Origin of the sequence: Klebsiella sp. YJ (assembly GCF_002108615.1) — a bacterium.
Taxonomy (GTDB): domain Bacteria; phylum Pseudomonadota; class Gammaproteobacteria; order Enterobacterales; family Enterobacteriaceae; genus Klebsiella; species Klebsiella planticola.
In genome coordinates this window covers 31,568-54,001 of record NZ_MTEG01000005.1, presented here as the reverse complement: position 1 = coordinate 54,001, position 22,434 = coordinate 31,568, and the positions used below count along the sequence as shown (strand labels likewise).

Here is a 22,434-nt window from a genome sequence, read left to right as displayed (position 1 = left end):
AATTACTCTCCATTGTGTAGTGATGCGCCATCATCCTGCGATGACGCCGGGGTTTTGCCAGGTATCTGACAGGCACTGGCCTGCGGTACCAGACTGATTTCGACACGGCGGTTGAGCGCACGGCCCTCCGGAGTGTCGTTGGTTGCAGCAGGACGGCTTGCGCCATAGCCCTGCACCGCAAAACAGCTTTCCGGCACGTCGCCGGTATCGCGCATCCAGTCGCGCACGGCTTCGGCACGTTTCTGAGAAAGCCTCTGGTTCAGTTGCGAAGTGCCGGTGTTATCCGTATAGCCGGCGACCACAATCAGCCAGCCCGGCTTTGCCTTAATGTCGACCAGCGAGTTGACCAGCAGTTTGGTAGAACCGGGTTTCAACACGGACTGCCCGGAGTCGAACAGCGACATGCTGTCGAGGCGCGCAATTTTCGTTACCGGTTTGGATTTCGGCTGCGGTTCAGGCGGCGGGGCGGGGGCACCCAGGAGCGGATCGCATCCAGCACAGGCATTCGCAGCCGCTCACCCTGATACAGACCGAAGCTCATCCGGGCCGGTACGCCATTGCGCACCCAGCTATCCAGCTGTTCCGCATCGTCACGCAGGACGGTAACGGCGTCGGCTTTTGGTCCGAAATCATGCATCGGGATACGGTCATAGCGGGCAATATCGAAGCTCACACGCTGCAGCAACTGGTGATTGTTCCAGCCACTGCTGAGCAGCGCAGCAATGGCCGCCAGCGTGAGGATCCCGAGCGAATAACGGAAGGCTCGCCCACGCGGCGTCAGGCCTCGCCCTTCAGGCAGCAGCGGCAGGATAAAATCCGGCAACGGGGAGATAACCGTACTGTCCGTTCCCACCGGCTGCCAGCCCGCAACCTGCTGCATCGCAGTGTGGCGGGAAAGCCACCCCGTCCAGGCCGATGTGGCCAGACTTCCGGCAAGAATCGGCCCCATTCCCCACAGCACCGCAACAGGTGCAATGACGGGAATATCGGGGTTTTCATCCATAAACACGGCTTTGACGTGCTGATGGAACCAGCTCATCAGGCTGTTCATCAGCACCTGTTGCTGCATCGCCATAGCACCACCGGTGGCAACCCAGGCTGCAATGGAGCCCGGCGCTGAAGATTCACGCCAGACCCTCCCCCCTTCTCCCGGGATAGCCGCCTGCCAGAGCATGTCATTCGTCATCGCGCTGCCAACCTGACCATTCAGAACCAGCGGCACAGAATGACCGGTTTCTTTACGCAGGCGGCTGATTTGCCAGCGCAGGGCCAACAGACGACTGGTAAGGCGCTCGCTGTCAGCGTGTTGCTGTGGGCAGACGCTGACCATCACCGACAGCTGACGCCCCCAGTCAGGGCGTAGCCACAGTACCTGGCGGGCTGCCTGCTGCAGATCCTGATGATCTGCCACGCGGATCCAGCATCCCTGGGTGACAGTGAGCACCAGTGACTGCTGCATACATGCCAGCGGCAAATCACCACAGACCAGCACCACGGCTGACGGTAAGTGGCTTCCGGTAGGTCATCCAGACGCAGGATGACATCATGCTGCGCACGACGACTGGCGGCGTACCAGAGCGTCAGGATAAGCCCCAGCACCACCAGCAGAACGAGCGCAGAAACCAGTCGGGTGACCGGCAGAAAACCCAGGCAGACCACGGCGCTGAGCAGGGCGGCCCACAGCGCAAGCCCGCACTGTTGTGCCGGACTCATTTCACGGCTCCCGGCAACAGGGTCAGCAGCGTCTGATCCAGCCAGTGATCCAGTCCCAGCCAGAGTGCAGCCACCGCCACCACACTCAGGCCAATACGCACGGGCCATGACGCCAGCCAGCCGCCCATTCCCCATCCGGTACGGCTTTCGGCCAGGACCGAATGGGTTTGTGGGTAGCTGAACGGCGTGACATGCTCACTGAGCGCGCTGACGAGTTTCTGGCGCTCCGGGTCGTTCAGAGAGCGGAAACTGCCGAGGAATCCCAGCATCATGACTCGCTGGAAGCAGGTCACGACGGCGTGGTCTGGAGCCGGTTCGCGCAACACATCACGCATCCGATCGCACAACGTATCGCCAGCGTCCATGGTGCCGAGGAAGTGCCCCTGCAGGGGAGTGTCATACCACTGCACACAGGCGTCATCCTCCACGCCGCGATCTTTGACCGCCTCATCAAGCAGCGCACACTGTGCAGTGAGAATATGCTGACAGCTGGCTTCATCGAGTTCGCTCGCTTTCAGCTCACGCTGGACACGTTCGACATCAGCAATGCAGCGCTCCCACAGCGTGCGCCCTTCTCCATCCTGAAATTTCGGGCCATGACGCAGGCTGATCGCCTGCAGCCAGGTGTCCTGCAGGAGGGCATCAATATCAATGGACGCGGCAGCGCCGCGTTTACGCTCACTCATGTTCGCAGTACCGCAAAGAGTTCAAGTTCAGGCTCGCCAAGCATTCCCGGAACGTAAAACATACAGGTGCCGCTCTGGAGCATTTCGATGGCCAGAGGATGAGAGACATCAAGGCTGAAATACTGGTTTTCCAGGCGCAGTGGAATAGCTGCCGGCACATGACGCAGCGGCGTCAGAGGAACGCCCACCCGCGATGAATTGACGATGCTTCTGACATGATCGGGACTGCCGACCTTGCACAATTGCGGGAACTGTTCCTGCAGCTGTGCCACCGGCATCGGTGAACGCACGGAGAGATAGTAATCAGCGCCTTCGCGCAGACGTGGGTCATGCAGACGAGCCTGCGAGAAGTGAAGTCGGGCATCATGCTCAAGCTCAATCGCCACCACCCGCGACGGCAGGCTGGCTTCCAGCAGGTCGCCCAGTAAATCAAACAGCGGCGGGAAGACGTTAGTCAGTTGCTCATGCTGCCAGACCGGAATAGCACTCACCTGATGCTCCAGTGAGAAGGTCAGCAGGCTGCCCGCAAGCCGTGCCAGCTCCGGATACAGACGCTCAGGCGGGATTTGCGGGTGGCGCAGAAACTGTCCGAGCACGGGCTCAGCGCTGTTCAGGGCGTTGAGCAGCCAGAACAGTGACACGTCGGCCACGGCAAAATCTGCCATTCGTTCGTTACTCTCCCGGCGCATATCCATCAGGCGACTCAGACGGGCACGCAGTTGCGTCATCAGCTGCTCCAGCTGGGTCACCAGCCAGCGGTTGCCCTGCAGAGCCAGCAGTGGCGGGAGATAGGTTTCATCGAGTGCCCAGTTCCCCTGCGAATCCTGCTGCAGACGGGCGACCGGACAGGCCAGATAATCGCTGTTGTTTTGATGGGCAAACCGCAGCGTCAGCTCTGGCTGCATCACCGCAATCTGGCGGGTATCATCTCCGAAAATATTGCGGACATCCCGCCAGCGCTGGCGATAGCGAACAGGACGCTCGGCCACCTCATCAGGTTTAAGGCAGTTACCGCCATTTGCCCGCAGCAGCGGAAGGGCCAGAACTACCACCATGTCCTGTGATTCACTCTCAAGCGACAGCACCGGCGGCAGGTCATCAGCATTATCCGTGTCGATAAGCGTCCCGTCGGGAAAACGGATGTGCAGATGGCGGGCCTGCAGTCGGCCCAGCTTCAGTGTTTCCGGTTCGAAAGCGACATTTATCACGCCCCAGGGCTGTGATAAACCCATCCGGGCGATACCTTCGGCGGACCAGGCCGCATACGCGGCCTGTTGCTGGAAGTGCTGGGGCGAAACCATAATCCCTCGACCCCATAACGGTTGTTCCGTTTTCATCGGCTTCCTGCCTTACGTTACGATTTGGCTTTCGGCATCTGGGAAACCAGTGACAGGTTGACATCCATCCCTTCCACCTGGAAATGCGGCACGGCGAACAGCTTCACGCGGAAAAAGCCCGGGTTGTCTGCAATGTCTTCCACCACCACTTTTGCATCGCGCAGCGGGTGAGAAGCCTGAAGTTCGTCACCGGGATCGGTCATTTCAGTGACCAGACCGCGCACCCAGGTATTGAGTTCCAGCTCCAGCAGGCGGCGATCTTTGGTGGTACCGATATTTTCACGCTGGATAAGCTTCAGGTGGTGCGCGATGCGCGACAGCAGGAAGATGTATGGCAAACGCGAGTTAATGCGGCTGTTGGCCGTGGCATCTGCAGTGTCATACAGGGCGGGTTTCTGGGCGGAGTTCGCAGAGAAGAAGCAAGCGTAGTCGCGGTTTTTGTAATATGACAGCGGAATAAAGCCGAGGCTGGAGAACTCAAACTCGCGGGTTTCCGGGATCATCACTTCGGACGGAATTTTCACCTGGTTGCCGGTACCGAGGTCATACAGGTGGATCGGCAGATCTTTCACTGCACCACCGGCCTGCGGGCCGCGAATTTGCACGCACCAGCCATTATTGATGAAGCTTTTCACCATGTTGGCTGCAAAGGCGAAAGACGCATGAGTCCACAGGTATTTGTTGTGATCCGGACCTTTCACTTCTTCGACATAGTTGAAACTGCGTACCGGTACGGTGTCCGGACCATACGGCAGGCGAGCAAGCACGCGCGGCATCACCAGGCCGATATACCGCGAGTCGTCGGTGTCGCGGAAGGATTGCCACTTGATGTACTCGGCGCGCTCGAAATAGTTGCTGATATCTTTGATAGCCGCCACCTCTTCCATCGTCTCTTTGAGGAAGAATTTCGGCCCCGCAGAGCCAATAAATGGCATGTGCGCGGCGGCGGAGACTTTTGAAATATGACGCATCAGCGCTACGTCCTGCGCGGTGGCATCGAACTCATACGCCGAAATCACTGCCGCAATCGGCTCACCGCCAGGGGTATCGTATTCAGCGATGTAGGTCTGCTTGTACAGGCCGCTCTGGACAATTTCCGGCGAATCTTCGAAATCCTGACGCAACTCTTCTTTGGACAAATCGAGGATTTCCAGCTTCACGTTCTGGCGAAAGTCAGTCTTGTTCACCAGGGACTGAAGGCCACGCCACACGGACTCCACTTTCTGGAACGCGTCATTGTGCATGACTTCATCAAGCTGACGGCTGATCTGGAAATCCAGTTCAGCGATATGGTGGTCGAGTAATGTCTTATCGAGCTTCTCGACCTTCTGACCGGACTTGTGCAGACACTGCATGAAAACCTGAACAGCGGCGGTAACACGTTCATCGGCCGAGGTTTCCGCCATTACGGTATTATCTTCAAATCCATTCAGGCCGCCGATTTCAGCAACCGGCTTTAAATTAATTTTGTCGAACAGTGAGGCATATACACCGTTCTGCGGCAGCATTTTTTCAACTGTGGCTGCCCTTCCCTCATTCTGGATTTCGTTATTTACTGACATCAGCATTTTTCTCGTTAATATTCCGTTAAAGTTTCCAGAAATTAATCCTGGCCCAGGGCAAGCGCATTCAATTCACTGCGTAGCTCGTCGGAAAGAGCAGGGTCTTTTAAAATTATTTCCAGTTCTTTCCGGAAAGTAACGTTGTCCAGCAGATTGGATTTCAAATCACGTAATAAATTACGCATAGCAAGCATCACACGAAGCTGTGGAATTTGCCGCGCTACCGCCTCTGGTTCAAAATCCTTCATATCCTGAAAGGCCAGTTTCACACTCTCTTCGGAACCATCGTTGGCGAGGGTATTTTTAACGGTGAGATAAACTTCAGGATTGAGATCCGCGAGAACGCTGTTGAAATTGCGCATAGTGATATTGATTTTTTCGCGCTCTGAAAGCGTCCCTTGAGCCTTGCCGTTGCTGAAATCACCAACACTCAGGAGCTTCAACGGCAGTTCAACTTTCTTCTGAGCGCCACCCGTCACCAGATCCAGTTTTATATTTACACGCGCACGAGGTATCTCATTCTGAAATGATTCAGACATATATATTTATCTCCTGAATAAATTAGTCCTTTTGCCGGACAGAGTATCGCTATATAAAAATATGTTTTTATTTTAACCAGTAATTTGCTTTAAGGTAAAGCAGGCAAAAAAGGTGATAATTACAGCCAGCAGCTGAAACATTTAATACTGGTGTAAACACCGCATCATCACTGGATTTTCAGATTAAATCGCTCAACTATTTAAAAAATTCAAAACAACAACCTCACTCAAACAATAAATATTGCGCAGGCATTAAGAGAAAAAACTCTCCTTTAAAAACGAAGTTATATAAAACTTGCCATGTCTTTGTAAGAAGATATTCATAAAATGAATGGGTTGTATTTTTGCGCCGCAGACATAAGAGAATAATCATCCGAATTTATGGAAGGTGTCATATATATAAAAAGGAGCGTGCTATGGTCCACCATGTTCCAGGACGTCACCAAAAGGTCAATGGCGTCAGCGTGTTGAATTTGCCAGGCGATACGGCACTTGATGCACTGAAAAACAGTGCGCGCCGGCCAAGGGAAATGGATACAATGCGGCAACTGGCTTTCGACAAAGCAGTGCAGAGCTCATCCACCGTAGCGAAACCATTCGCAATCTCAGATCTCACGTCAGGCGGCTAAATGAAATACATCACTTTCAGCGACATGCAACAGCAGAGCGACGCGGCAGCGCGTTCACCTCGTTTACGTGCACATCGTAATTTTCACCCGGAATTAACCGATCCCGTACAACGTCTGGCGATCGCGATGGAACCGGGAACCTATATTCGCCCTCACCGTCATCCGCACACCTTTGAGCTGCTGTTAGCTCTGAGCGGGCGCTTTGTGGTACTGACTTTTGATGATCTCGGTTACGTCACTCGCCGCATCGTATTAGGCGAAGAGTGTACGGCGCTAGAGATGGATGCCGGGACCTGGCATGCGGTTCTGTCGCTGGACGCCGGCGGCGTTATTTTTGAGGTCAAACACGGCGGTTATCAGCCGGTTGCTGCCGGGGATTATGTCTCGTGGGCTCCGGCGGAAGGTGAAGCGGGGACGTTTGAACTGATGGAGTGGTATCGTCAGGCTCAGGTTGGCGACGGCGGGCACATTCGCTCACTCTGACCGGGCCGGTTAAAAAAACAGTCCGCTGCCGGGAAGCGGCGGATTAGAACCTTTCTATCTCATCAAACCGGCCAGCATAAATTTAGAAAAAACAAAAACTCGCCCACTGACTGACCTGCGCTGGTATATATTCACATTAGCAATGCTTTATCTGCAAAACAGCATCTACGCGTATTAGCTCTATAATCCCTCATCATATTTGGAATCCGGATGAAACCATTTCGCTACCCTGCTGCTCTCTGCTCCCTGATGCTGTGTTGTTCGCCCGCCAGCGCCGAGGTTGACCTGGGTTCCATCGATATCTTCTCTGCATCGAATCCAAATAGTCCGGTACCAAAAGGAGTGGTGCTGGGAGCCGCAACCATCAGCGGAACGGCGCGCTACGAGAAGCAGAATAATGAAACTTACGTTATTCCCGGCGGGCTCTACTTCGGCGATCGGTTTATCTATCTCGGCGATCGCGCCCGCTACTATTTTCATATCGACGACAACGTTGCTTTTTACGGCTATGGCCGCTGGCGATTTGGCAACTTAGATCCCAGCGATAATAGCGCGTTCAAGGGCATGGAGCAGCGAAAAGGCGAGTTTGAAGCCGGTATCGGCGCCACGCTGATTACGCCGTATGCGCTGCTGAGCGCCCGTATCAGTTCCGACGTTACGGGTCGCAGCAATGGGCAAGAGTTGCTTTTGTGGGCAGACTTTCCCGTCATCAAGGATAATCTGCTGATCATGCCGGGGATGGGACTGATGATCCGCAGTAGCAATATGGCCAACTACTATTTTGGCGGCGTCTCGGCCAGCGAAGCCACCAGCCAGCGCCCACAGTGGGATACCGGCACCACCGTCTCACCAATGGCGGCGATTATTACCAGCTACCGTTTCAGCCCCCACTGGGTCGGCATGTTCGCCGCGAACTACGAGCTGTATGATAAAGATATCGCCGACAGCCCCCTTGTTCAGCACAACGGCGAGCTGTATGGCATTCTGGCCGTCGGCTATAGCTGGTAAGTGGACGCTATCACGAGGTTTCCCCACCGCTAAGTTCCCCGGCTATCTGGAATGCCATCGCACGAAACGCGCGCGTCGCGACGCTCTGCCAGGCCTCTTTGTGCTGCAGCAGGCAGGCCGTGCGCTCCAGCAGCACCGGCGTGAGCGCCACCGCGACCAGATCGTCGCGGTCCCGTACGATGGCGGCCGGTAACAGCGTCCCAAGCTGGGTATGTTGAATTACCGCCAGCATCGCGCTGATAGAATTGGCCTCCATGCGCACCGTTGGCTGAATACCGTGCTGCCGGCAACAGGAGTCGATTTGCCCGCGCGTCGCAAACTCCTCGCTCAATAAAATCAACGATTGCTGATTGAGCGCCTCCAGCGTCATACGGCGCTGACCCGCCAGCGGATGATGCCGCCCCACCACCAGCGCCAGCGTTTCGCTGAATAAAGGTGCGGCCACGATATCCCGTGAGCCGCTATCGGCAAAAGCAATCCCGGCATCCAGCTCATCGTTAAGCAATAACGCTTCCATCCGTTCCTGGGCCATTTCACGCATCGTCAGCGTGATGTTCGGATAACGCTGATAAAAAGCCGCTACCAGCGGCCCCATAAAGTAGGTCGTAAACGTCGGCGTCATCGCCACCCGCAGCGTTCCCCGCTGCAGGTCTTCTACCTCCAGCAGGGCTCGTTTGCCCTCTTCCAGCTCCTGTAGCACCCGGCGGGCATAAGTGAGCCAGACCTCGCCGGAATCGGTCAAACGGATCTGCCGCCCGCTGCGGTCAAATAACAGCACGCCCAGCATCTCTTCAAGCTGGCGGATCTGTTGTGAAAGTGCCGGCTGCGAAACATGCAGCGCCGACGCGGCTCGGGTAAAACTGCGATGTTCCGCAACCGCCAGAAAACAGGTGAGATGGCGTAGCAGCATGGGCCCCCCTATAAGCAAAACCAATAGAGTCAATCATAAATAAGTCTTTTAACTTATAAAACAAAATGCGTACTCTGGCCCTGTGCACAACCGTAAAGTTCCTCTTCCCGCAACATCTCAGCCTTTCCTCTCCGGAGCCGCTATGTCAGTTCACGATAACTATCTTCAGCATGCCATCGCCCTCGCCACAGCCAATGTTGAAAACGGCGGGCGTCCGTTTGGCGCGCTCATCGTCCGCAGGGGTGATATTGTCGCCCGGGCCGTCAATACCCTGCATCAAAACGGCGATCCGACCGCGCATGCCGAACTCAACGCCATTCGCGACGTCTCGCAGCGTCTGGGTAGCCAGGTGCTCAGCGAGTGCATCATTTATGCCAGCGGTCAGCCCTGCCCGATGTGCCTGAGCGCTATCTATCTGACCGGCATACGCGAGGTTTATTTCGCCAACAGTAACCGGGATGGCGAGCCCTTCCGGCTCTCCACCGCCGCTATCTACCACCAGCTAAGTCAACCGCTGGAAACGCAATCACTCCCGATTCACCATAGCCCTCAGCCCGAGGGCCTCGCGCTTTATCAGCGGTGGGCGGATAAGCACAAATGAACCCGACGTCGCGCAACGGCCTGATGCTTCTGGTGCTGATGCTGATCGGCATCAATATGCGCCCGCTTTTAACCTCCATCGGCCCGCTTCTTCCGCAACTCCAACAGGCCAGCGGAATGGGGTTTAGCCTCGTTTCGCTACTCACCGCGATCCCGGTCATCGCGATGGGACTGCTGGCGCTGGCAAGTCCGTGGACTCAGCGCCATATCAGCGAAAGTCGCGGGATTGTCCTGAGCCTGATGATGATCGCCTCAGGCGCTGCGCTTCGGGAATTCACGCCGCACAGCGGGCTGCTGCTGAGTAGCGCCCTGCTCGGCGGGATCGGAATTGGTATTATTCAGGCGACGATTCCGGCGGTGATAAAGCGTCAGTTCCCCCACCGAACGCCGCAGGTCATGGGCCTGTGGTCAGCGGCGCTGATGGGTGGCGGCGGCCTGGGAGCCGCGTTGACGCCGTGGCTGGCGCAGCACAGCGCCCTTTGGCATTACGCGCTCGCCTGGTGGGCCCTGCCCGCCATCGCAGCGCTGCTTAGCTGGTGGTCAGTCAACCGCATGCAGCCTACCGGGCAACATCAGGTCGCGCCCCGGGCAAACGGGTCTGTTTTCCGCCGCCGCCGCGCCTGGACGCTCGGGCTGTACTTCGGCCTGATTAACGGCGGTTACGCCAGTCTGATCGCCTGGCTGCCCCCCTATTACATGCAGTTGGGCTATAGCGCCCAGTTTAGCGGAACCCTGCTGGCCATGATGACCGTCGGCCAGACCGCAGGCGCGCTGCTGATACCAATGCTGGCACGTCACGACGATCGCCGCAGACTATTACTCTTGACGCTGATGCTGCAGCTTATTGGTTTCTGTGGGTTCATCTGGCTGCCGCTACAGCTCCCGCTGCTATGGGCTGTGTGCGGCGGCATAGGGTTAGGCGGCGCATTCCCGTTGTGCCTGGTACTGGCGCTCGATCACGCCCGCCATCCGGCGATTGCAGGCCGACTGGTGGCCTTTATGCAGGGCATCGGTTTTATGGTGGCCGGCGCCTCCCCGTGGTTATCGGGCCTGCTGCGAAGCCTGAGCGGTAATTATGTGCTGGACTGGGCGTTTCATGCCGTCTGCGTCGCCGCTCTGATGGGCGTCACCCTGCGTTTTGCACCGGCACGCTTTCCGCAAGCGTGGCGCCAACCTGAACATGCCGCCGATTAAGCCCGAATGTTGCGCTGCGGGAGCGCGTTTCCCGCAGCGCATCCTCGGCATCGCCAATAGAATAAATCCCAAAATCAAACAGCTATCGCGTAAAGGCGGCTACGGCAAAATGCCGTCGCCAGAATGGAATTTATTACCGAATGAAATTAATGTGTCGCCGAATCACGACACTCGTAAGTAACTAAAAATTAATAAAAAAATGCCTCTTGTTTCCCTCATTTTTTAGGCGTACATTAGCGCCATCTGGAGCAGTTACAGCACAGAATTTCGACCTGCCGCGGCCGCCAGAATCCTCTGGTTTTGCCGCGACGGATCAAAATCAACAATGAAGATTAAATTCATTTAGGCGTTTCGCCGAGAACGCGGAGTGATGAGTCGTGAAATACTTTATTATGGGCGTATCTTTTATGGTCATCGTTTGGGCCGGTACTTTTGCCCTGATGATTTAAGCGCAGCCAGAGTCAAAAAAAACGGGAGCCAGCGGCTCCCGTTTTTTGTTGGCACTTTTCTTTCTTTCGCGCCGTTATTCGAGGCCTTCGCCGGCTGACTTGCCCGCTGCTGGCAGCAGCCCGTCGGCACGAAACATCGATTTGATCCCGCGAATCGCCTGGCGGATACGATCGCGGTTTTCGATAAGCGCAAAGCGCACATGGGTATCCCCGTAATCACCGAAGCCGATACCCGGCGAAACGCATACTTTCGCATCCTGCAGCAGCTTTTTCGCAAACTCCAGCGAGCCCAGCGCCGCATACTGCTCGGGGATCTTCGCCCAAACGTACATGGATGCCTTCGGACACTCGACCATCCAGCCTGCTTCGTGCAGCCCTTTAACCAGCACATCGCGACGGCGCTTGTACTGCTCGGCGATATCACGAACGCACTGCTGGTCGCCTTCCAGCGCCGCAATTGCCGCGACCTGCAATGGAGTGAAGGTGCCGTAATCGTGATAGCTTTTAATACGCGCTAATGCATTGACCAGCGTTTTATTACCGACCATGAAGCCGATACGCCAGCCGGCCATGTTGTAGCTTTTGGAGAGGGTAAAGAACTCCACGGCCACATCGCGCGCGCCGGGAACTTCCATAATCGAAGGGGCCTTCCAGCCATCATAAACGATGTCGGCATAGGCCAGATCGTGTACCACCAGCACATCGTAACGCTTGGCCAGCGCGACCACTTTTTCAAAGAATTCCAGTTCGACGCACTGCGCGGTCGGGTTGGACGGGAAACCGAGGATCATCATTTTCGGTTTCGGGTAACTTTCACGAATCGCCCGCTCCAGCTCATTGAAGAAATCAACGCCCTCCACCAGCGGCACGGAACGTACCTGCGCACCGGCAATCACCGCGCCATAGATATGGATCGGGTAGCTTGGATTGGGCACCAGCACCGTGTCGCCATGATCCAGCGTCGCCAGCATCAGATGCGCCAGCCCCTCTTTTGAGCCAATTGTGACAATCGCTTCCGATTCCGGGTCGATTTCAACGTTATAGCGATCCTGATACCAGCGCGAAATGGCGCGGCGCAGGCGAGGAATACCGCGGGAGGTAGAGTAGCCGTGCGTATCGGGCCGCTGGGCAACGGTGCACAGTTTTTCAACGATATGCGGCGGCGTCGCGCCGTCCGGGTTGCCCATGCTGAAATCGATAATATCTTCACCGCGCCGACGCGCAGCCATTTTCAGTTCAGCAGTAATATTAAAAACGTAGGGGGGCAGACGATCGATACGCGTAAAACGGCGTTCAGGACTGGATGCAGTCATAGATTCCTCAGAGTAACGTTAGCGCCCGGACCGTCCGAGCGACGCTGTCGCGTTTGCGACGAGCTTAGAAAATAACCCGAAAAAAATGATGCTGTCGAGGGGGTGAGAAAAAAATAATCGCTGGCGAAAAAAACGGGCATCAGCATCATGACATGCAGCGGCGGAGGTCCTCGATTTAGCCGGTACGAAAATTAGATGCAACATATTAATATCTATTAATTTACCTGTTTATATCATTCACCCTCCGCTCATCACGTTGACACCGGCCCGGCGATCAATCCCCTTTTTTTAGTATGACTTTTCCCTATTCAACGCTTCGGCTGGCCTTCTGGCGCGAGGTTTTTTATCATGTCGCTTTCCCGCGATAGACACGGCGCACCCATGCACGAAATATTCACAATGCTGCTGGCGGTTTTTGACCGCGCGGCACTCATGTTGATTTGCCTTTTTTTCCTTATCCGTCTGCGCCTGTTTCGCGAGCTACTGCATAAATCGGCACATACACCGAAAGAGCTGCTGGCGGTTATCGCCATTTTTTCCCTGTTTGCTCTGTTCAGTACCTGGTCTGGCGTGCCGGTAGAGGGTTCTCTGGTTAACGTGCGGATTATCGCGGTGATGTCGGGGGGGATTTTATTTGGCCCCTGGGTCGGAGCTATCGTGGGGGTGATTGCCGGCGTTCATCGTTATCTCATTGATATTGATGGTGTAACTGCTATCCCCTGCTTTATCACCAGTATTGTCGCCGGGTTGTTGTCAGGGCTGATTAATCGCAAAGTGCCAAAAGCTCAGCGCTGGAAGATCGGGATTCTCGCCGGGATGCTCTGCGAAACCTTAACCATGATCCTCGTGGTCTTTTGGGCGCCGTCGTTTTCGCTGGGCGTAGATATCGTCTCCAAAATCGGGATCCCGATGATCCTTGGCAGCGTCTGTATCGGTTTTATCGTGCTACTGGTCCAGAGCGTCGAGGGTGAAAAGGAGGCCAGCGCCGCGCGCCAGGCAAAACTGGCGCTGGATATCGCCAACAAAACGCTGCCGCTCTTCCGTCATGTGAACAGCGAATCCCTGCGTCAGGTGTGCGATATCATTCGCCGCGATATCAATGCCGACGCGGTGGCCATCACCACCACCGATCGGGTTCTGGCCTACGTCGGGTTTGGCGAAAGCAACTATCGCGATAGTGATAATGACATCAGCCCCACCACCCGCCAGGCTATCGAGAGCGGGAAAATCATTATTAAAAACAATGATGAGGCCTACAGAACGCCGGAGATTCACTCCATGCTGGTCATTCCGCTACGGGAGAAAGGCGTGGTGACCGGTACGCTGAAAATTTATTACTGCCACGCCCATCGCATCACCTCGTCCCTGCAGGAGATGGCCGTCGGTCTGTCGCAAATCATCTCTACTCAGCTGGAGGTCTCGCGGGCGGAACAGCTGCGTGAAATGGCCAATAAGGCCGAGCTGCGCGCCCTGCAGAGCAAAATCAACCCGCACTTTCTCTTTAACGCCCTCAATGCGATTTCATCCTCGATTCGCATGAATCCGGATACCGCCCGTCAGCTCATTTTTAATTTGTCGCGCTATTTACGCTATAACATTGAATTAAAAGACGACGAACAGATTGATATCAAAAGAGAGCTGTACCAAATCAAGGATTATATTGCCATCGAACAGGCGCGCTTCGGCGATAAGCTGACCGTCATCTACGACATCGACGATGAGGTCAGCTGCGTGATACCGAGCCTGCTGATTCAGCCGCTGGTGGAAAATGCCATTGTCCACGGGATCCAGCCGTGCAAAGGCAAAGGCGTCGTCACCCTCGGCATCAACGAGTGCGGTAATCGGGTCCGGATTAGCGTTCGCGATACCGGGAATGGTATCGATCCTGCCGTGGTCGCGCGGGTGGAAGCGGATGAAATGCCGGGTAATAAAATCGGTCTGCTCAACGTCCACCATCGGGTAAAATTGCTGTATGGCGAAGGACTCCATATCCGCCGCATGAATCCGGGAACGGAGATTGCGTTCTACGTGCCTAATAAACTTGTCTCCCAGACCACTCCGGTGTCTCTGTTGCCATGAACGGAGAAAAAATGAAAGTCATCATCGTTGAAGACGAGTTCCCGGCACAGCAGGAGCTCACATGGTTAATTAACACCCACAGCCAGATGGAGATTGTCGGGACCTTCGACGACGGGCTGGACGTGCTGAAGTTTCTGCAGCACAACAAGGTTGATGCCATTTTTCTCGACATCAACATACCTTCGCTGGACGGCGTTCTGCTGGCGCAGAATATCAGCCAGTTCGCGCATAAACCGTTTATTGTGTTTATCACCGCCTGGAAAGAGCACGCGGTAGAGGCATTTGAACTGGAAGCGTTTGACTACATCCTGAAGCCATATCAGGAATCACGCATCATTAACATGCTGCAAAAGCTGACCAGCGCCTGGCAGCTACAGCAGCAGTCAGGTAGCCAGACCGGGACGTCTGCCAATCCGCAGCGGGAAAATGACACGATCAATCTCATTAAAGATGAGCGAATTATCGTGACCAGTATTCACGATATTTACTATGCGGAAGCCCACGAAAAAATGACCTTTGTCTACACCCGACGGGAATCATTCGTGATGCCAATGAACATCACGGAGTTTTGCGGCAAGCTGCCGCCAGCGCACTTCTTCCGTTGCCACCGCTCATACTGCGTTAACCTGAATAAAATTCGCGAGATTGAGCCCTGGTTCAACAACACCTATATTCTGCGCTTACGCGATCTGGAGTTTCAGGTGCCGGTCAGTCGCAGCAAGGTCAAAGAATTTCGCCAGCTCATGCATCTGTAGCAAGGATCGAAGAGAGTAGCCAGCCCTTGCACGGCGGCGCCGGAACAGGCTGGCTATGACAAGATTAGAGAATCTGTCCGAGCGTCTGGCGCAGATGCGCCCCGGAGCCCAGCAGGCCCGGATTATCGTGAACGATCAGGTAGACCGGAATATCCTGGACGAAGGCTTTAAAACGCCCCTTGTCTTCAAATCCTCCGCGGAAACCGGAAGCTTTAAAGAACTCCAGGAAGCGCGGGACAATGCCGCCAGCAATATACACGCCGCCGAAGGTGGCCAGCGTCAGCGCCAGGTTGCCGCCAAAGCGCCCCATAATCACGCAGAACAGCGACAGCGCACGACGACAATCGATACAGGTGTCGGCCAGCGCGCGTTCGGTCACATCTTTCGGCTGGAGGTTTTCCGGCAGGCGGCCGTCTGATTTCACTATCGCCCGATACAGATTAACCAGCCCCGGGCCGGATAATACACGCTCGGCCGAGACATGCCCCAGCTCCGCGCGCAGCTCTTCGAGGATAATCCCCTCTTCTTCGCTGTTCGGCGCGAAATCAACGTGCCCCCCTTCACCCGGCAGACTCACCCAGCGTTTGTCAACATGCACCAGATGCGCCACGCCCAGACCGGTTCCTGCGCCGTAGACGGCGATAGGTTTCCCCTCTACCGGCGTCGTGCCGCCAAACTGAATCAGATGCTCAGCCTTCAGCATCGGGATCGCCATCGAAACCGCCGTAAAATCGTTGATGATCTCCAGATGTGAGAACCCGAGGTTCTTTTTCATCTCGGCGATGGAAAAGGCCCACGTATGGTTGGTCATCGCCACCCAGTCACCGGTGATCGGGCAGGCAATGGCGATGCAACCGTCTTCAACCTCAACGCCCCGCTCGTCAAGATAGACGCGGACAACGGCTTCAAGACTGGGGTAATCGAGCCCGGAATAGGTTTTTGCCTGGGAAATCTCCCCGCTTGCCATATCGCATAATGCCAGTCGGGCATTGGTTCCGCCGACGTCTCCTACTAAAGCAAATTTTGTCATTCCGTTACGGCTCCACTAAAGTCAAAATGATTCTTTTGGCACACTGTAAATTCATGATGCCTTAACAACAACGACCAACGTATAAGTGCCCACAGTTTAGCGACCTATGTCACATTTAGGTTGTAATCTGTGCAAAATGATTCTCAACGCACTGCGGGATCGTCAGGCATAGCCATCAGTTTATCGTTTCAGCACCATTTGCATCGACGCCCCTCAGAGGCACGGGCAAAATCGTGCTTCACAACCTTTAAAAGGAAATGTTTCATGCTGCATCCGCGCGCCAGAACGATGCTGTTGTTATCGATACCCGCCGTGATTATCGGTATCGCTTCCAGCCTGGTATTGATTGTGACGATGAAGATTGCAGCCATATTGCAGCATGTTATCTGGTCCAGCGTGCCGTTGAGTTTAGGCATCGAAGCCAGTGGCCAGCTGTGGACTATCGCCGTACTCACGCTAACCGGTATTGCCGTGGGACTGGTGGTACGTTTTAGCCCCGGGCATGCCGGGCCGGACCCGGCCACCGAATCGTTAATTGGCGCTCCCATCAGCACCGGTGCGCTGCCGGGTCTGGTCGCCGCGCTGGTATTAGGTCTCGCGGGCGGGGTCAGCCTCGGGCCTGAGCATCCGGTCATGGTGATGAATATCGCCCTTGCCGTCGCGATCGGCTCTCGCCTGTTCCCCCGCGTCAGTTCGCTGGACTGGACCATTCTTGCCGCCTCCGGCACGATCGGCGCGCTGTTTGGCACCCCGGTGGCCGCCGCGTTGATTTTTTCGCAAACCCTCAACAGCAGTAACGATGTGCCGCTGTGGGACCGGTTGTTCGCGCCCCTGCTGGCGGCAGCGGCGGGTGCCCTGACTACGGATCTGTTCGTCCATCCTAATTTCTCGTTGCCCATCCCCGTTTATCCGCAAATGCATTTCGTGGATATCTTAAGCGGCGCTATCGTGACGCTTATCGCTATTGCCGTAGGAATGGTGGCCGTCTGGTGCTTGCCGCGACTGCATGCGTTGATGAACCGTCTGAAAAATCCGGTGCTGACGCTGGGTCTCGGCGGCCTGCTGCTGGGGATTCTCGGCGCTGCCGGCGGACATATTACGTTGTTTAAAGGCCTGGAGGAGATGCAGCAAATCGCCTTAAGCCAGACCCTGACGGCCGGCGACTTTTTGCTGATTGCGCTGGTGAAGCTGGCGGCGCTGGTGATTGCCTCCGCCAGTGGTTTTCGCGGCGGGAGAATATTCCCCGCGGTCTTCGTCGGCGTGGCGCTCGGCTTTATGCTGCACGCCCATGTCGAGGCCGTTCCGGCCGCGATCACGGTCTCCTGCGCCATCCTGGGCATGACTCTGGTGGTAACCCGCGATGGCTGGCTCAGCCTGTTTATGGCGGCGGTCGTCGTGCCGGATACGACGCTGCTACCGCTGCTGTGTATCGTGATGCTCCCGGCCTGGCTGCTTTTGGCCGGGAAGCCGATGATGATAGCCAGGCGACGAAACGACTAGACGCGGCTGTTTCTCTCTTCCAGAGCCTGGGTTACCGCGCGCAGGAAGTCAGGAATATCCATTTTGGGCAGCATGACCTCCACCAGCGTCAGCTTATCGGAGCCAATACTGTCGGCCATCGCCTCTTCAAGCTCTTCCGTGCGCGTCACGCGCCAGCATCGGGAAGGAACATTGGGGGCGAAGGCTCCCGGCAAGCGGTTCCAGTCCCACAGCGCAATATCGTTATAACGCTGCTCCGGACCGTGAATCGCACGTTCAACCGTATAACCCTCGTTATTAAGCAGCAGGATCAGCGGGTTCTGTTTATCGCGTAGCATCGACCCCAGCTCCTGGATCGTCAGCTGAGCTGCCCCGTCGCCCACTATCAGCACCACCCGTCTGCCCGGCGCTGCGGTTTGGGCGCCGTAGGCGGCCGGTAAGGTAAATCCTATCGATCCCCATAGCGGCTGGACCAGCAGGGTGGCGTCGGAGGGCAGCTTGAGCGCCGCAACGCCGAAAGCCGCGGTTCCCTGATCGGCAAGAATAATATCCCCGGGACGCAGCTGCTCTTGTACGGTACTCCAGAAACTGCTCTGCGTCAGGCTGCCGCCCGCCATGCTTTCCACCTCCGGCGCAGAGCAGTCTGGCAACCTCCACTCTGCTGACAGGCTGGCAGACAGAATCATTAACTCCTTAAGGGCTTGATCCATCGGAATACGGCTGAACCAGTGGTCGCCCACTCTGACGGCAAAAGGCTGAATTTCAATCGTTCGTTCAAGGGGTAAATGCTGGGTAAATCCGGCAGTGATGGTGTCGGTGAAGCGGGTTCCAACGCAGATGATCGTATCGGCGTTTTCGATTGCCTCACGCGTTTGCGGCGCGCTGGCGATACCGCTATAGGTGCCGACAAAGCCAGGCTGCTGCTCATCAAACAACCCTTTTCCCATCAGCATCGTGGCGCAGGCAATCGGCGTTTTCGCCACCCACATCCGTAGCGTATCCTGCAGACCATAGCGCTGGGCGAGGAAATCCGCCAGCAATGATACCTGCCGACTGCTGCGCAGCATCTGCCCGGCATGCTCACGGAATCCGGCCAGCTGATTCTCATCCGCAGGCGGCCCTTCGATCGCCAGACGACGAGCGGGCGGCGTCGCTTTTGCTTTCGCCACATCGGCAGGTAACATCAGATAACCGGGGCGATGGTGGGTGAGCATCTCGCTCAGCACGCGATCGATTTCGTGGCAGGCATTCCCCGCCGTCAACGTAGCCTGCGTGCAGGTGATCTGCTCGCTCATCCGCGCAAAGTGCGTGAAGTCGCCATCCCCCAGCGTATGGTGCAGCAGTTCTCCGCGCTGCTGGGCCCCGGTGCCAGGCGCGCCGACGATATGTAGCACCGGAATATGTTCCGCATAGCTACCGGCCACGCCGTTAAGCGCGCTCAGCTCACCGACGCCGTAGGTCGTCAACAGCGCCCCGGCGCCTTTGATGCGCGCATACCCGTCGGCGGCGTAAGCTGCATTCAGCTCATTCGCACAGCCAACCCATCCCAGCGCTTCGTGCGCGATGACGCGGTCGAGGAATTGTAAATTGTAATCTCCAGGTACGCCAAACAAGCGGTCTATGCCGCAATCTACGAGACGATCCAGCAGATAATCGCCAATGGTGTAAGTCGGTTGCATCTCCATACTCCTCTTCCCGTTGCAGGTGATCTGAGTATTGAATAAGCGATCCAACTGTCCAGATAGCGGTCAATAATCGGGGTGGAAAGCAAAATTTACGCCTTTGAAGTGTGTACTCCGCGCTGAACATTCTTTAGTGTAAACGTATACACAACCTGTTCTATCTGCGGAGGAAGTATGGTTTACCAGGCAAATGCGGCACGATATCAAACGATGGAATACCGCCGTTGTGGCCGGAGCGGATTAAAGCTCCCGGCCATTTCACTCGGCCTCTGGCACAATTTTGGCGACGAAACGCGGGTGGAAACCAGCCGTCAGCTGCTGCGACATGCCTTTGATCTTGGCATGACCCATTTTGATTTAGCCAACAATTACGGGCCGCCCCCGGGCTCGGCGGAAAGCAATTTCGGCCGCATCCTGCGCGAGGACTTTTTACCCTGGCGCGATGAACTGATTATCTCCAGTAAAGCCGGCTACACCATGTGGGACGGCCCTTATGGCGACTGGGGATCGCGTAAATACCTGGTCGCCAGTCTCGATCAAAGCCTGAAGCGGATGGGGCTGGAGTACGTTGATATCTTCTATCATCACCGCCCGGATCCCGAAACACCGTTACAGGAAACCATGCGTGCGCTGGACCATCTCGTGCGCCAGGGCAAGGCGCTGTATGTCGGGCTTTCCAACTATCCGCTTGAGCAGGCTGCCGAAGCGGTGCGCATCCTCAATGACCTCGGAACACCGTGTCTGATTCATCAGCCTAAATATTCCATGCTCGAGCGCTGGGTTGAGGACGGACTGCTCGATTTTCTGCAGGCTGAAGGGGTGGGAAGCATCGCGTTTTCACCGCTGGCGGGCGGTCAACTCACCGACCGCTATTTACAGGGTATTCCGGCAGACTCCCGCGCCGCCAGCGGCAGTCGCTTCCTGCAAGCGGAGCAGTTAACCGAGGCGAAGCTCGAGAAGGTTCGTCAACTGGACGCGCTGGCCGGGGCCCGCGGGCAAAAGCTCTCACAGATGGCGCTGGCCTGGGTTTTACGGGAAGAGAAAGTGACTTCAGTCCTGATTGGCGCCAGTAAAACCACCCAGCTTGATGATGCCGTGGGTATGCTGGCGAATCGCCATTTCAGCGCCGAAGAGTGTGCGGCAATTGACGCCATCCTTGCGGCGTAAACTCAATTTTACTTTAGCAAAAAGTGCTCTTATCCGCGATTTAGGAGTTCATCCAATGCTGCGGGGCTTTACCGCCCCGTAATATCACGTTAACAGGCCCAATGAGCGCCAATATCATCCGGTGCTCAGGCCCCGATCGTGAAGGAGAAGAGTATGTTCAGGTCACTGATTCTGGCTGCGGTGCTTTTGGCCTCAGCGCCACTGGTTGCAAATGCCGGAGAGATCACCCTGCTGCCATCTGTAAAATTACAAATAGGCGATCGTGATAATTACGGTAACTACTGGGACGGTGGCGGCTGGCGCGACCGTGATTACTGGCGTCGTCACTATGAATGGCGCGATAACCGCTGGCGTCATCACGATAACGGCTGGCATCGCGGCTGGGATAAACGTAAAGCCTACGAACGTGGCTATCGCGAAGGCTGGAATGACCGCGATGACCGACGCGGCGGCTGGGGTCGCGGACCAGGCGGCGGTCGCGGCCACGGTCATGGCCATCATTAATCAAAAAGGGGAGCCAGATGGCTCCCCTTTTTGATGGCTATCGACATGATTACAGCCCGAAGATCGTGCCAACCAGCAGCCAACCATTGAGCAATACCACAACGCCAACAATCGCCCACCCCGTCCGTTTCACCCACAGGGTATTGACCAAATCCCCCATCAGCTGCGAATTACTGGTGAAAATCAGCAGCGGGACCAGCGCCAGGGCGATCCCAAAACTCAGCAGTACCTGGCTCATCACCAGAATTCTCGTCGGGTCCAGTCCCATCATAATGACAATAAACGAAGGCAGCATCGTTACCGCACGACGAAACCACAGCGGAATATGGAAGCGAATAAAGCCCTGCATGACGACCTGTCCTGCCAGCGTTCCCACCACCGTCGATGACAACCCTGCGGCTACCAGACTCAGGCCAAAGATGGTGGCTGCCGCGTGGCTTAACAGCGGTTCCAGCGTCAAATATGCCTGATCCAGATCGGCAATCCCCGTGTGGCCATTAAAGTGAAATGCGGCGGCGGCGGTGGCCATCATCGCCAGGTTAACAAACCCGGCAATGGTCATCGCTATCGCAACGTCCCAGCGGGTGGCGTGATAACGCTCTTTTCGCGTACCGTCGTGCAGATTCTGCGTTAACGACGAGTGTAAATAGATGACGTGTGGCATGATCGTCGCGCCGAGCACGCCGGCGGCAAGGAACACGGCTTCACCGTTTGGCAAACTCGGGACGATCATCCCTTTCGCCAGCGGCGCCAGCTCCGGTTGGGAGAAAATCAGCTCTACAATGTAGGCGGCTGCAACAAACAGCAGTAAACCACCGATCGCTTTTTCCAGCGGCTTTTGCCCGCGACGCTGCAGCATCAGGATTAAGAAGGTAGCAATCCCGGTTAATATTGCTCCCTGCAGTAACGACACGCCAAGAATCAGCTTAAAGCCAATGGCCGCCCCAATAAATTCGGCGAGGTCGGTAGCCATGGCGATAATTTCCGCCTGCACCCAGTAAAACCACACCACCGGGCGCGGATAGTGATCGCGAATCTGTTCCGCCAGGTTTTTACCCGTAGCAATACCGAGCTTTGCCGATAGCACCTGAATCAGCATCGCCATCAGATTTGCCCATACCACCACCCACAGCAGCTGGTAGCCAAAGCTGGCGCCAGCCTGAATATTGGTGGCGAAGTTGCCGGGATCGATATATCCAATGGCAGCAATGAACGCAGGCCCCATCAATGCGAGCTTCATCTTGCGCGCTGCGCGACCGCTGCTATTCTCAACGCGACTGCTAGTCATTTTCTGCCTCTGAAATATAGCCTTTGC

Annotated in this window: 21 protein-coding genes and 1 pseudogene; 12 read left to right on the top strand and 10 right to left on the bottom strand. The window is 56.0% G+C overall.

What is annotated here, in order from left to right:
* Positions 1-2: 2 nt before the first annotated feature.
* The 5 genes and pseudogenes from BV390_RS06145 to tssB all read right to left on the bottom strand — a co-directional run bounded on the left by BV390_RS06145 (position 3) and on the right by tssB (position 5,837).
* Positions 3-1,713 (bottom strand): annotated as a pseudogene (locus BV390_RS06145) (OmpA family protein).
* The gene (gene tssL / locus BV390_RS06140) at positions 1,710-2,399 is read right to left on the bottom strand and encodes a type VI secretion system protein TssL, short form (protein ID WP_085396711.1); all 690 of its coding nucleotides are present in this window, start codon (positions 2,397-2,399) and stop codon (positions 1,710-1,712) included. Before tssL ends, BV390_RS06145 begins: the two are co-directional and overlap by 4 nt.
* A complete protein-coding gene (gene tssK / locus BV390_RS06135) occupies positions 2,396-3,736 on the bottom strand; it encodes a type VI secretion system baseplate subunit TssK (protein WP_085396710.1) in 1,341 nt (446 codons plus the stop codon). Before tssK ends, tssL begins: the two co-directional genes overlap by 4 nt.
* A gap of 17 nt (positions 3,737-3,753) precedes the next feature.
* Positions 3,754-5,244 carry a type VI secretion system contractile sheath large subunit gene (gene tssC, locus BV390_RS06130; protein WP_463671388.1) on the bottom strand — a complete coding sequence of 497 codons (1,491 nt, stop codon included), beginning with the start codon at positions 5,242-5,244 and terminating at the stop codon, positions 3,754-3,756.
* 95 nt (positions 5,245-5,339) lie between these two features.
* Entirely contained in the window at positions 5,340-5,837 is a 498-nt protein-coding gene (tssB, locus tag BV390_RS06125; RefSeq protein ID WP_032699049.1) for a type VI secretion system contractile sheath small subunit, read from the bottom strand.
* 416 nt (positions 5,838-6,253) lie between these two features.
* Between tssB and BV390_RS06120 the strand changes: the two genes are divergently transcribed.
* From BV390_RS06120 to BV390_RS06110, 3 genes are all read left to right on the top strand, one after another.
* Positions 6,254-6,466 carry a hypothetical protein gene (locus BV390_RS06120; RefSeq protein ID WP_085396708.1) on the top strand — a complete coding sequence of 71 codons (213 nt, stop codon included), beginning with the start codon at positions 6,254-6,256 and terminating at the stop codon, positions 6,464-6,466.
* Positions 6,467-6,949 carry a WbuC family cupin fold metalloprotein gene (locus BV390_RS06115; protein WP_032686587.1) on the top strand — a complete coding sequence of 161 codons (483 nt, stop codon included), beginning with the start codon at positions 6,467-6,469 and terminating at the stop codon, positions 6,947-6,949. It abuts the gene before it with no gap.
* Between the two features lie 210 nt (positions 6,950-7,159).
* Positions 7,160-7,957 carry a MipA/OmpV family protein gene (locus tag BV390_RS06110; RefSeq protein WP_032686586.1) on the top strand — a complete coding sequence of 266 codons (798 nt, stop codon included), beginning with the start codon at positions 7,160-7,162 and terminating at the stop codon, positions 7,955-7,957.
* Between the two features lie 10 nt (positions 7,958-7,967).
* Here BV390_RS06110 and cynR read toward each other — a convergent pair whose 3' ends face one another.
* Positions 7,968-8,867 carry a transcriptional regulator CynR gene (gene cynR, locus BV390_RS06105; protein ID WP_085396707.1) on the bottom strand — a complete coding sequence of 300 codons (900 nt, stop codon included), beginning with the start codon at positions 8,865-8,867 and terminating at the stop codon, positions 7,968-7,970.
* Between the two features lie 142 nt (positions 8,868-9,009).
* Here cynR and BV390_RS06100 point away from each other — a divergent pair, with 142 nt between their 5' ends.
* From BV390_RS06100 to ypdK, 4 genes are all read left to right on the top strand, one after another.
* Positions 9,010-9,468, top strand: coding sequence for a nucleoside deaminase (locus tag BV390_RS06100; RefSeq protein WP_032686584.1), 459 nt, complete (start codon positions 9,010-9,012; stop codon positions 9,466-9,468).
* On the top strand, positions 9,465-10,661 hold the full coding sequence (locus BV390_RS06095) for a cyanate transporter (protein ID WP_032686583.1): 1,197 nt from the start codon (positions 9,465-9,467) through the stop codon (positions 10,659-10,661). Before BV390_RS06100 ends, BV390_RS06095 begins: the two co-directional genes overlap by 4 nt.
* Positions 10,648-10,842 carry a hypothetical protein gene (locus BV390_RS30595; protein ID WP_139155980.1) on the top strand — a complete coding sequence of 65 codons (195 nt, stop codon included), beginning with the start codon at positions 10,648-10,650 and terminating at the stop codon, positions 10,840-10,842. The genes BV390_RS06095 and BV390_RS30595 overlap by 14 nt, the downstream gene beginning before the upstream one ends.
* Before the next feature lie 196 nt (positions 10,843-11,038).
* A complete protein-coding gene (ypdK, locus tag BV390_RS30590) occupies positions 11,039-11,110 on the top strand; it encodes a membrane protein YpdK (RefSeq protein ID WP_099130696.1) in 72 nt (23 codons plus the stop codon).
* Positions 11,111-11,184: 74 nt separating this feature from the next.
* Here ypdK and alaC read toward each other — a convergent pair whose 3' ends face one another.
* Entirely contained in the window at positions 11,185-12,423 is a 1,239-nt protein-coding gene (alaC, locus tag BV390_RS06090; RefSeq protein ID WP_032686582.1) for an alanine transaminase, read from the bottom strand.
* A gap of 399 nt (positions 12,424-12,822) precedes the next feature.
* Between alaC and BV390_RS06085 the strand changes: the two genes are divergently transcribed.
* Both BV390_RS06085 and BV390_RS06080 read left to right on the top strand, forming a co-directional pair.
* Positions 12,823-14,502: a sensor histidine kinase gene (locus BV390_RS06085; RefSeq protein WP_162180075.1), complete on the top strand. Its 1,680-nt coding sequence runs from the start codon at positions 12,823-12,825 to the stop codon at positions 14,500-14,502.
* 11 nt (positions 14,503-14,513) lie between these two features.
* Positions 14,514-15,257, top strand: coding sequence for a LytR/AlgR family response regulator transcription factor (locus tag BV390_RS06080; protein WP_032699044.1), 744 nt, complete (start codon positions 14,514-14,516; stop codon positions 15,255-15,257).
* A 64-nt stretch (positions 15,258-15,321) separates the two neighbouring features.
* Here the strand turns inward: BV390_RS06080 and glk are convergent, their stop codons facing one another.
* Positions 15,322-16,287 (bottom strand): glucokinase, encoded by a 966-nt coding sequence (gene glk / locus BV390_RS06075; RefSeq protein WP_032686580.1) that lies wholly within the window; start codon positions 16,285-16,287, stop codon positions 15,322-15,324.
* Positions 16,288-16,551: 264 nt separating this feature from the next.
* On the opposite strand from glk, the gene BV390_RS06070 reads away from it, so the two are divergent.
* The gene (locus BV390_RS06070; RefSeq protein WP_032686579.1) at positions 16,552-17,787 is read left to right on the top strand and encodes an ion channel protein; all 1,236 of its coding nucleotides are present in this window, start codon (positions 16,552-16,554) and stop codon (positions 17,785-17,787) included.
* Here BV390_RS06070 and BV390_RS06065 read toward each other — a convergent pair.
* Positions 17,784-19,445: an alpha-keto acid decarboxylase family protein gene (locus BV390_RS06065; protein ID WP_049265758.1), complete on the bottom strand. Its 1,662-nt coding sequence runs from the start codon at positions 19,443-19,445 to the stop codon at positions 17,784-17,786. The two genes, BV390_RS06070 and BV390_RS06065, sit on opposite strands and share 4 nt — an antisense overlap.
* Before the next feature lie 177 nt (positions 19,446-19,622).
* Here BV390_RS06065 and mgrA point away from each other — a divergent pair, with 177 nt between their 5' ends.
* Positions 19,623-20,615, top strand: a complete 993-nt coding sequence (mgrA, locus tag BV390_RS06060; RefSeq protein ID WP_032686577.1) for an L-glyceraldehyde 3-phosphate reductase — start codon at positions 19,623-19,625, stop codon at positions 20,613-20,615.
* 153 nt (positions 20,616-20,768) lie between these two features.
* Positions 20,769-21,119 (top strand): DUF2502 domain-containing protein, encoded by a 351-nt coding sequence (locus BV390_RS06055; RefSeq protein WP_032686576.1) that lies wholly within the window; start codon positions 20,769-20,771, stop codon positions 21,117-21,119.
* A gap of 49 nt (positions 21,120-21,168) precedes the next feature.
* On the opposite strand, the gene BV390_RS06050 is transcribed toward BV390_RS06055, so the two are convergent.
* Positions 21,169-22,407: an Nramp family divalent metal transporter gene (locus tag BV390_RS06050; RefSeq protein ID WP_085396706.1), complete on the bottom strand. Its 1,239-nt coding sequence runs from the start codon at positions 22,405-22,407 to the stop codon at positions 21,169-21,171.
* Between the last annotated feature and the right edge of the window lie 27 nt (positions 22,408-22,434).

What these genes read in the sequence shown, in the direction of transcription:
- tssL (WP_085396711.1), bottom strand. Translation starts at nt 2,399, where the DNA reads ATGAGTGAGCGTAAACGCGGCGCTGCCGCGTCCATTGATATTGATGCC.
- tssK (WP_085396710.1), bottom strand. Translation starts at nt 3,736, where the DNA reads ATGAAAACGGAACAACCGTTATGGGGTCGAGGGATTATGGTTTCGCCC.
- tssC (WP_463671388.1), bottom strand. Translation starts at nt 5,244, where the DNA reads ATGCTGCCGCAGAACGGTGTATATGCCTCACTGTTCGACAAAATTAAT.
- tssB (WP_032699049.1), bottom strand. Translation starts at nt 5,837, where the DNA reads ATGTCTGAATCATTTCAGAATGAGATACCTCGTGCGCGTGTAAATATA.
- BV390_RS06120 (WP_085396708.1), top strand. Translation starts at nt 6,254, where the DNA reads ATGGTCCACCATGTTCCAGGACGTCACCAAAAGGTCAATGGCGTCAGC.
- BV390_RS06115 (WP_032686587.1), top strand. Translation starts at nt 6,467, where the DNA reads ATGAAATACATCACTTTCAGCGACATGCAACAGCAGAGCGACGCGGCA.
- BV390_RS06110 (WP_032686586.1), top strand. Translation starts at nt 7,160, where the DNA reads ATGAAACCATTTCGCTACCCTGCTGCTCTCTGCTCCCTGATGCTGTGT.
- cynR (WP_085396707.1), bottom strand. Translation starts at nt 8,867, where the DNA reads ATGCTGCTACGCCATCTCACCTGTTTTCTGGCGGTTGCGGAACATCGC.
- BV390_RS06100 (WP_032686584.1), top strand. Translation starts at nt 9,010, where the DNA reads ATGTCAGTTCACGATAACTATCTTCAGCATGCCATCGCCCTCGCCACA.
- BV390_RS06095 (WP_032686583.1), top strand. Translation starts at nt 9,465, where the DNA reads ATGAACCCGACGTCGCGCAACGGCCTGATGCTTCTGGTGCTGATGCTG.
- BV390_RS30595 (WP_139155980.1), top strand. Translation starts at nt 10,648, where the DNA reads ATGCCGCCGATTAAGCCCGAATGTTGCGCTGCGGGAGCGCGTTTCCCG.
- alaC (WP_032686582.1), bottom strand. Translation starts at nt 12,423, where the DNA reads ATGACTGCATCCAGTCCTGAACGCCGTTTTACGCGTATCGATCGTCTG.
- BV390_RS06085 (WP_162180075.1), top strand. Translation starts at nt 12,823, where the DNA reads ATGCTGCTGGCGGTTTTTGACCGCGCGGCACTCATGTTGATTTGCCTT.
- BV390_RS06080 (WP_032699044.1), top strand. Translation starts at nt 14,514, where the DNA reads ATGAAAGTCATCATCGTTGAAGACGAGTTCCCGGCACAGCAGGAGCTC.
- glk (WP_032686580.1), bottom strand. Translation starts at nt 16,287, where the DNA reads ATGACAAAATTTGCTTTAGTAGGAGACGTCGGCGGAACCAATGCCCGA.
- BV390_RS06070 (WP_032686579.1), top strand. Translation starts at nt 16,552, where the DNA reads ATGCTGCATCCGCGCGCCAGAACGATGCTGTTGTTATCGATACCCGCC.
- BV390_RS06065 (WP_049265758.1), bottom strand. Translation starts at nt 19,445, where the DNA reads ATGCAACCGACTTACACCATTGGCGATTATCTGCTGGATCGTCTCGTA.
- mgrA (WP_032686577.1), top strand. Translation starts at nt 19,623, where the DNA reads ATGGTTTACCAGGCAAATGCGGCACGATATCAAACGATGGAATACCGC.
- BV390_RS06055 (WP_032686576.1), top strand. Translation starts at nt 20,769, where the DNA reads ATGTTCAGGTCACTGATTCTGGCTGCGGTGCTTTTGGCCTCAGCGCCA.
- BV390_RS06050 (WP_085396706.1), bottom strand. Translation starts at nt 22,407, where the DNA reads ATGACTAGCAGTCGCGTTGAGAATAGCAGCGGTCGCGCAGCGCGCAAG.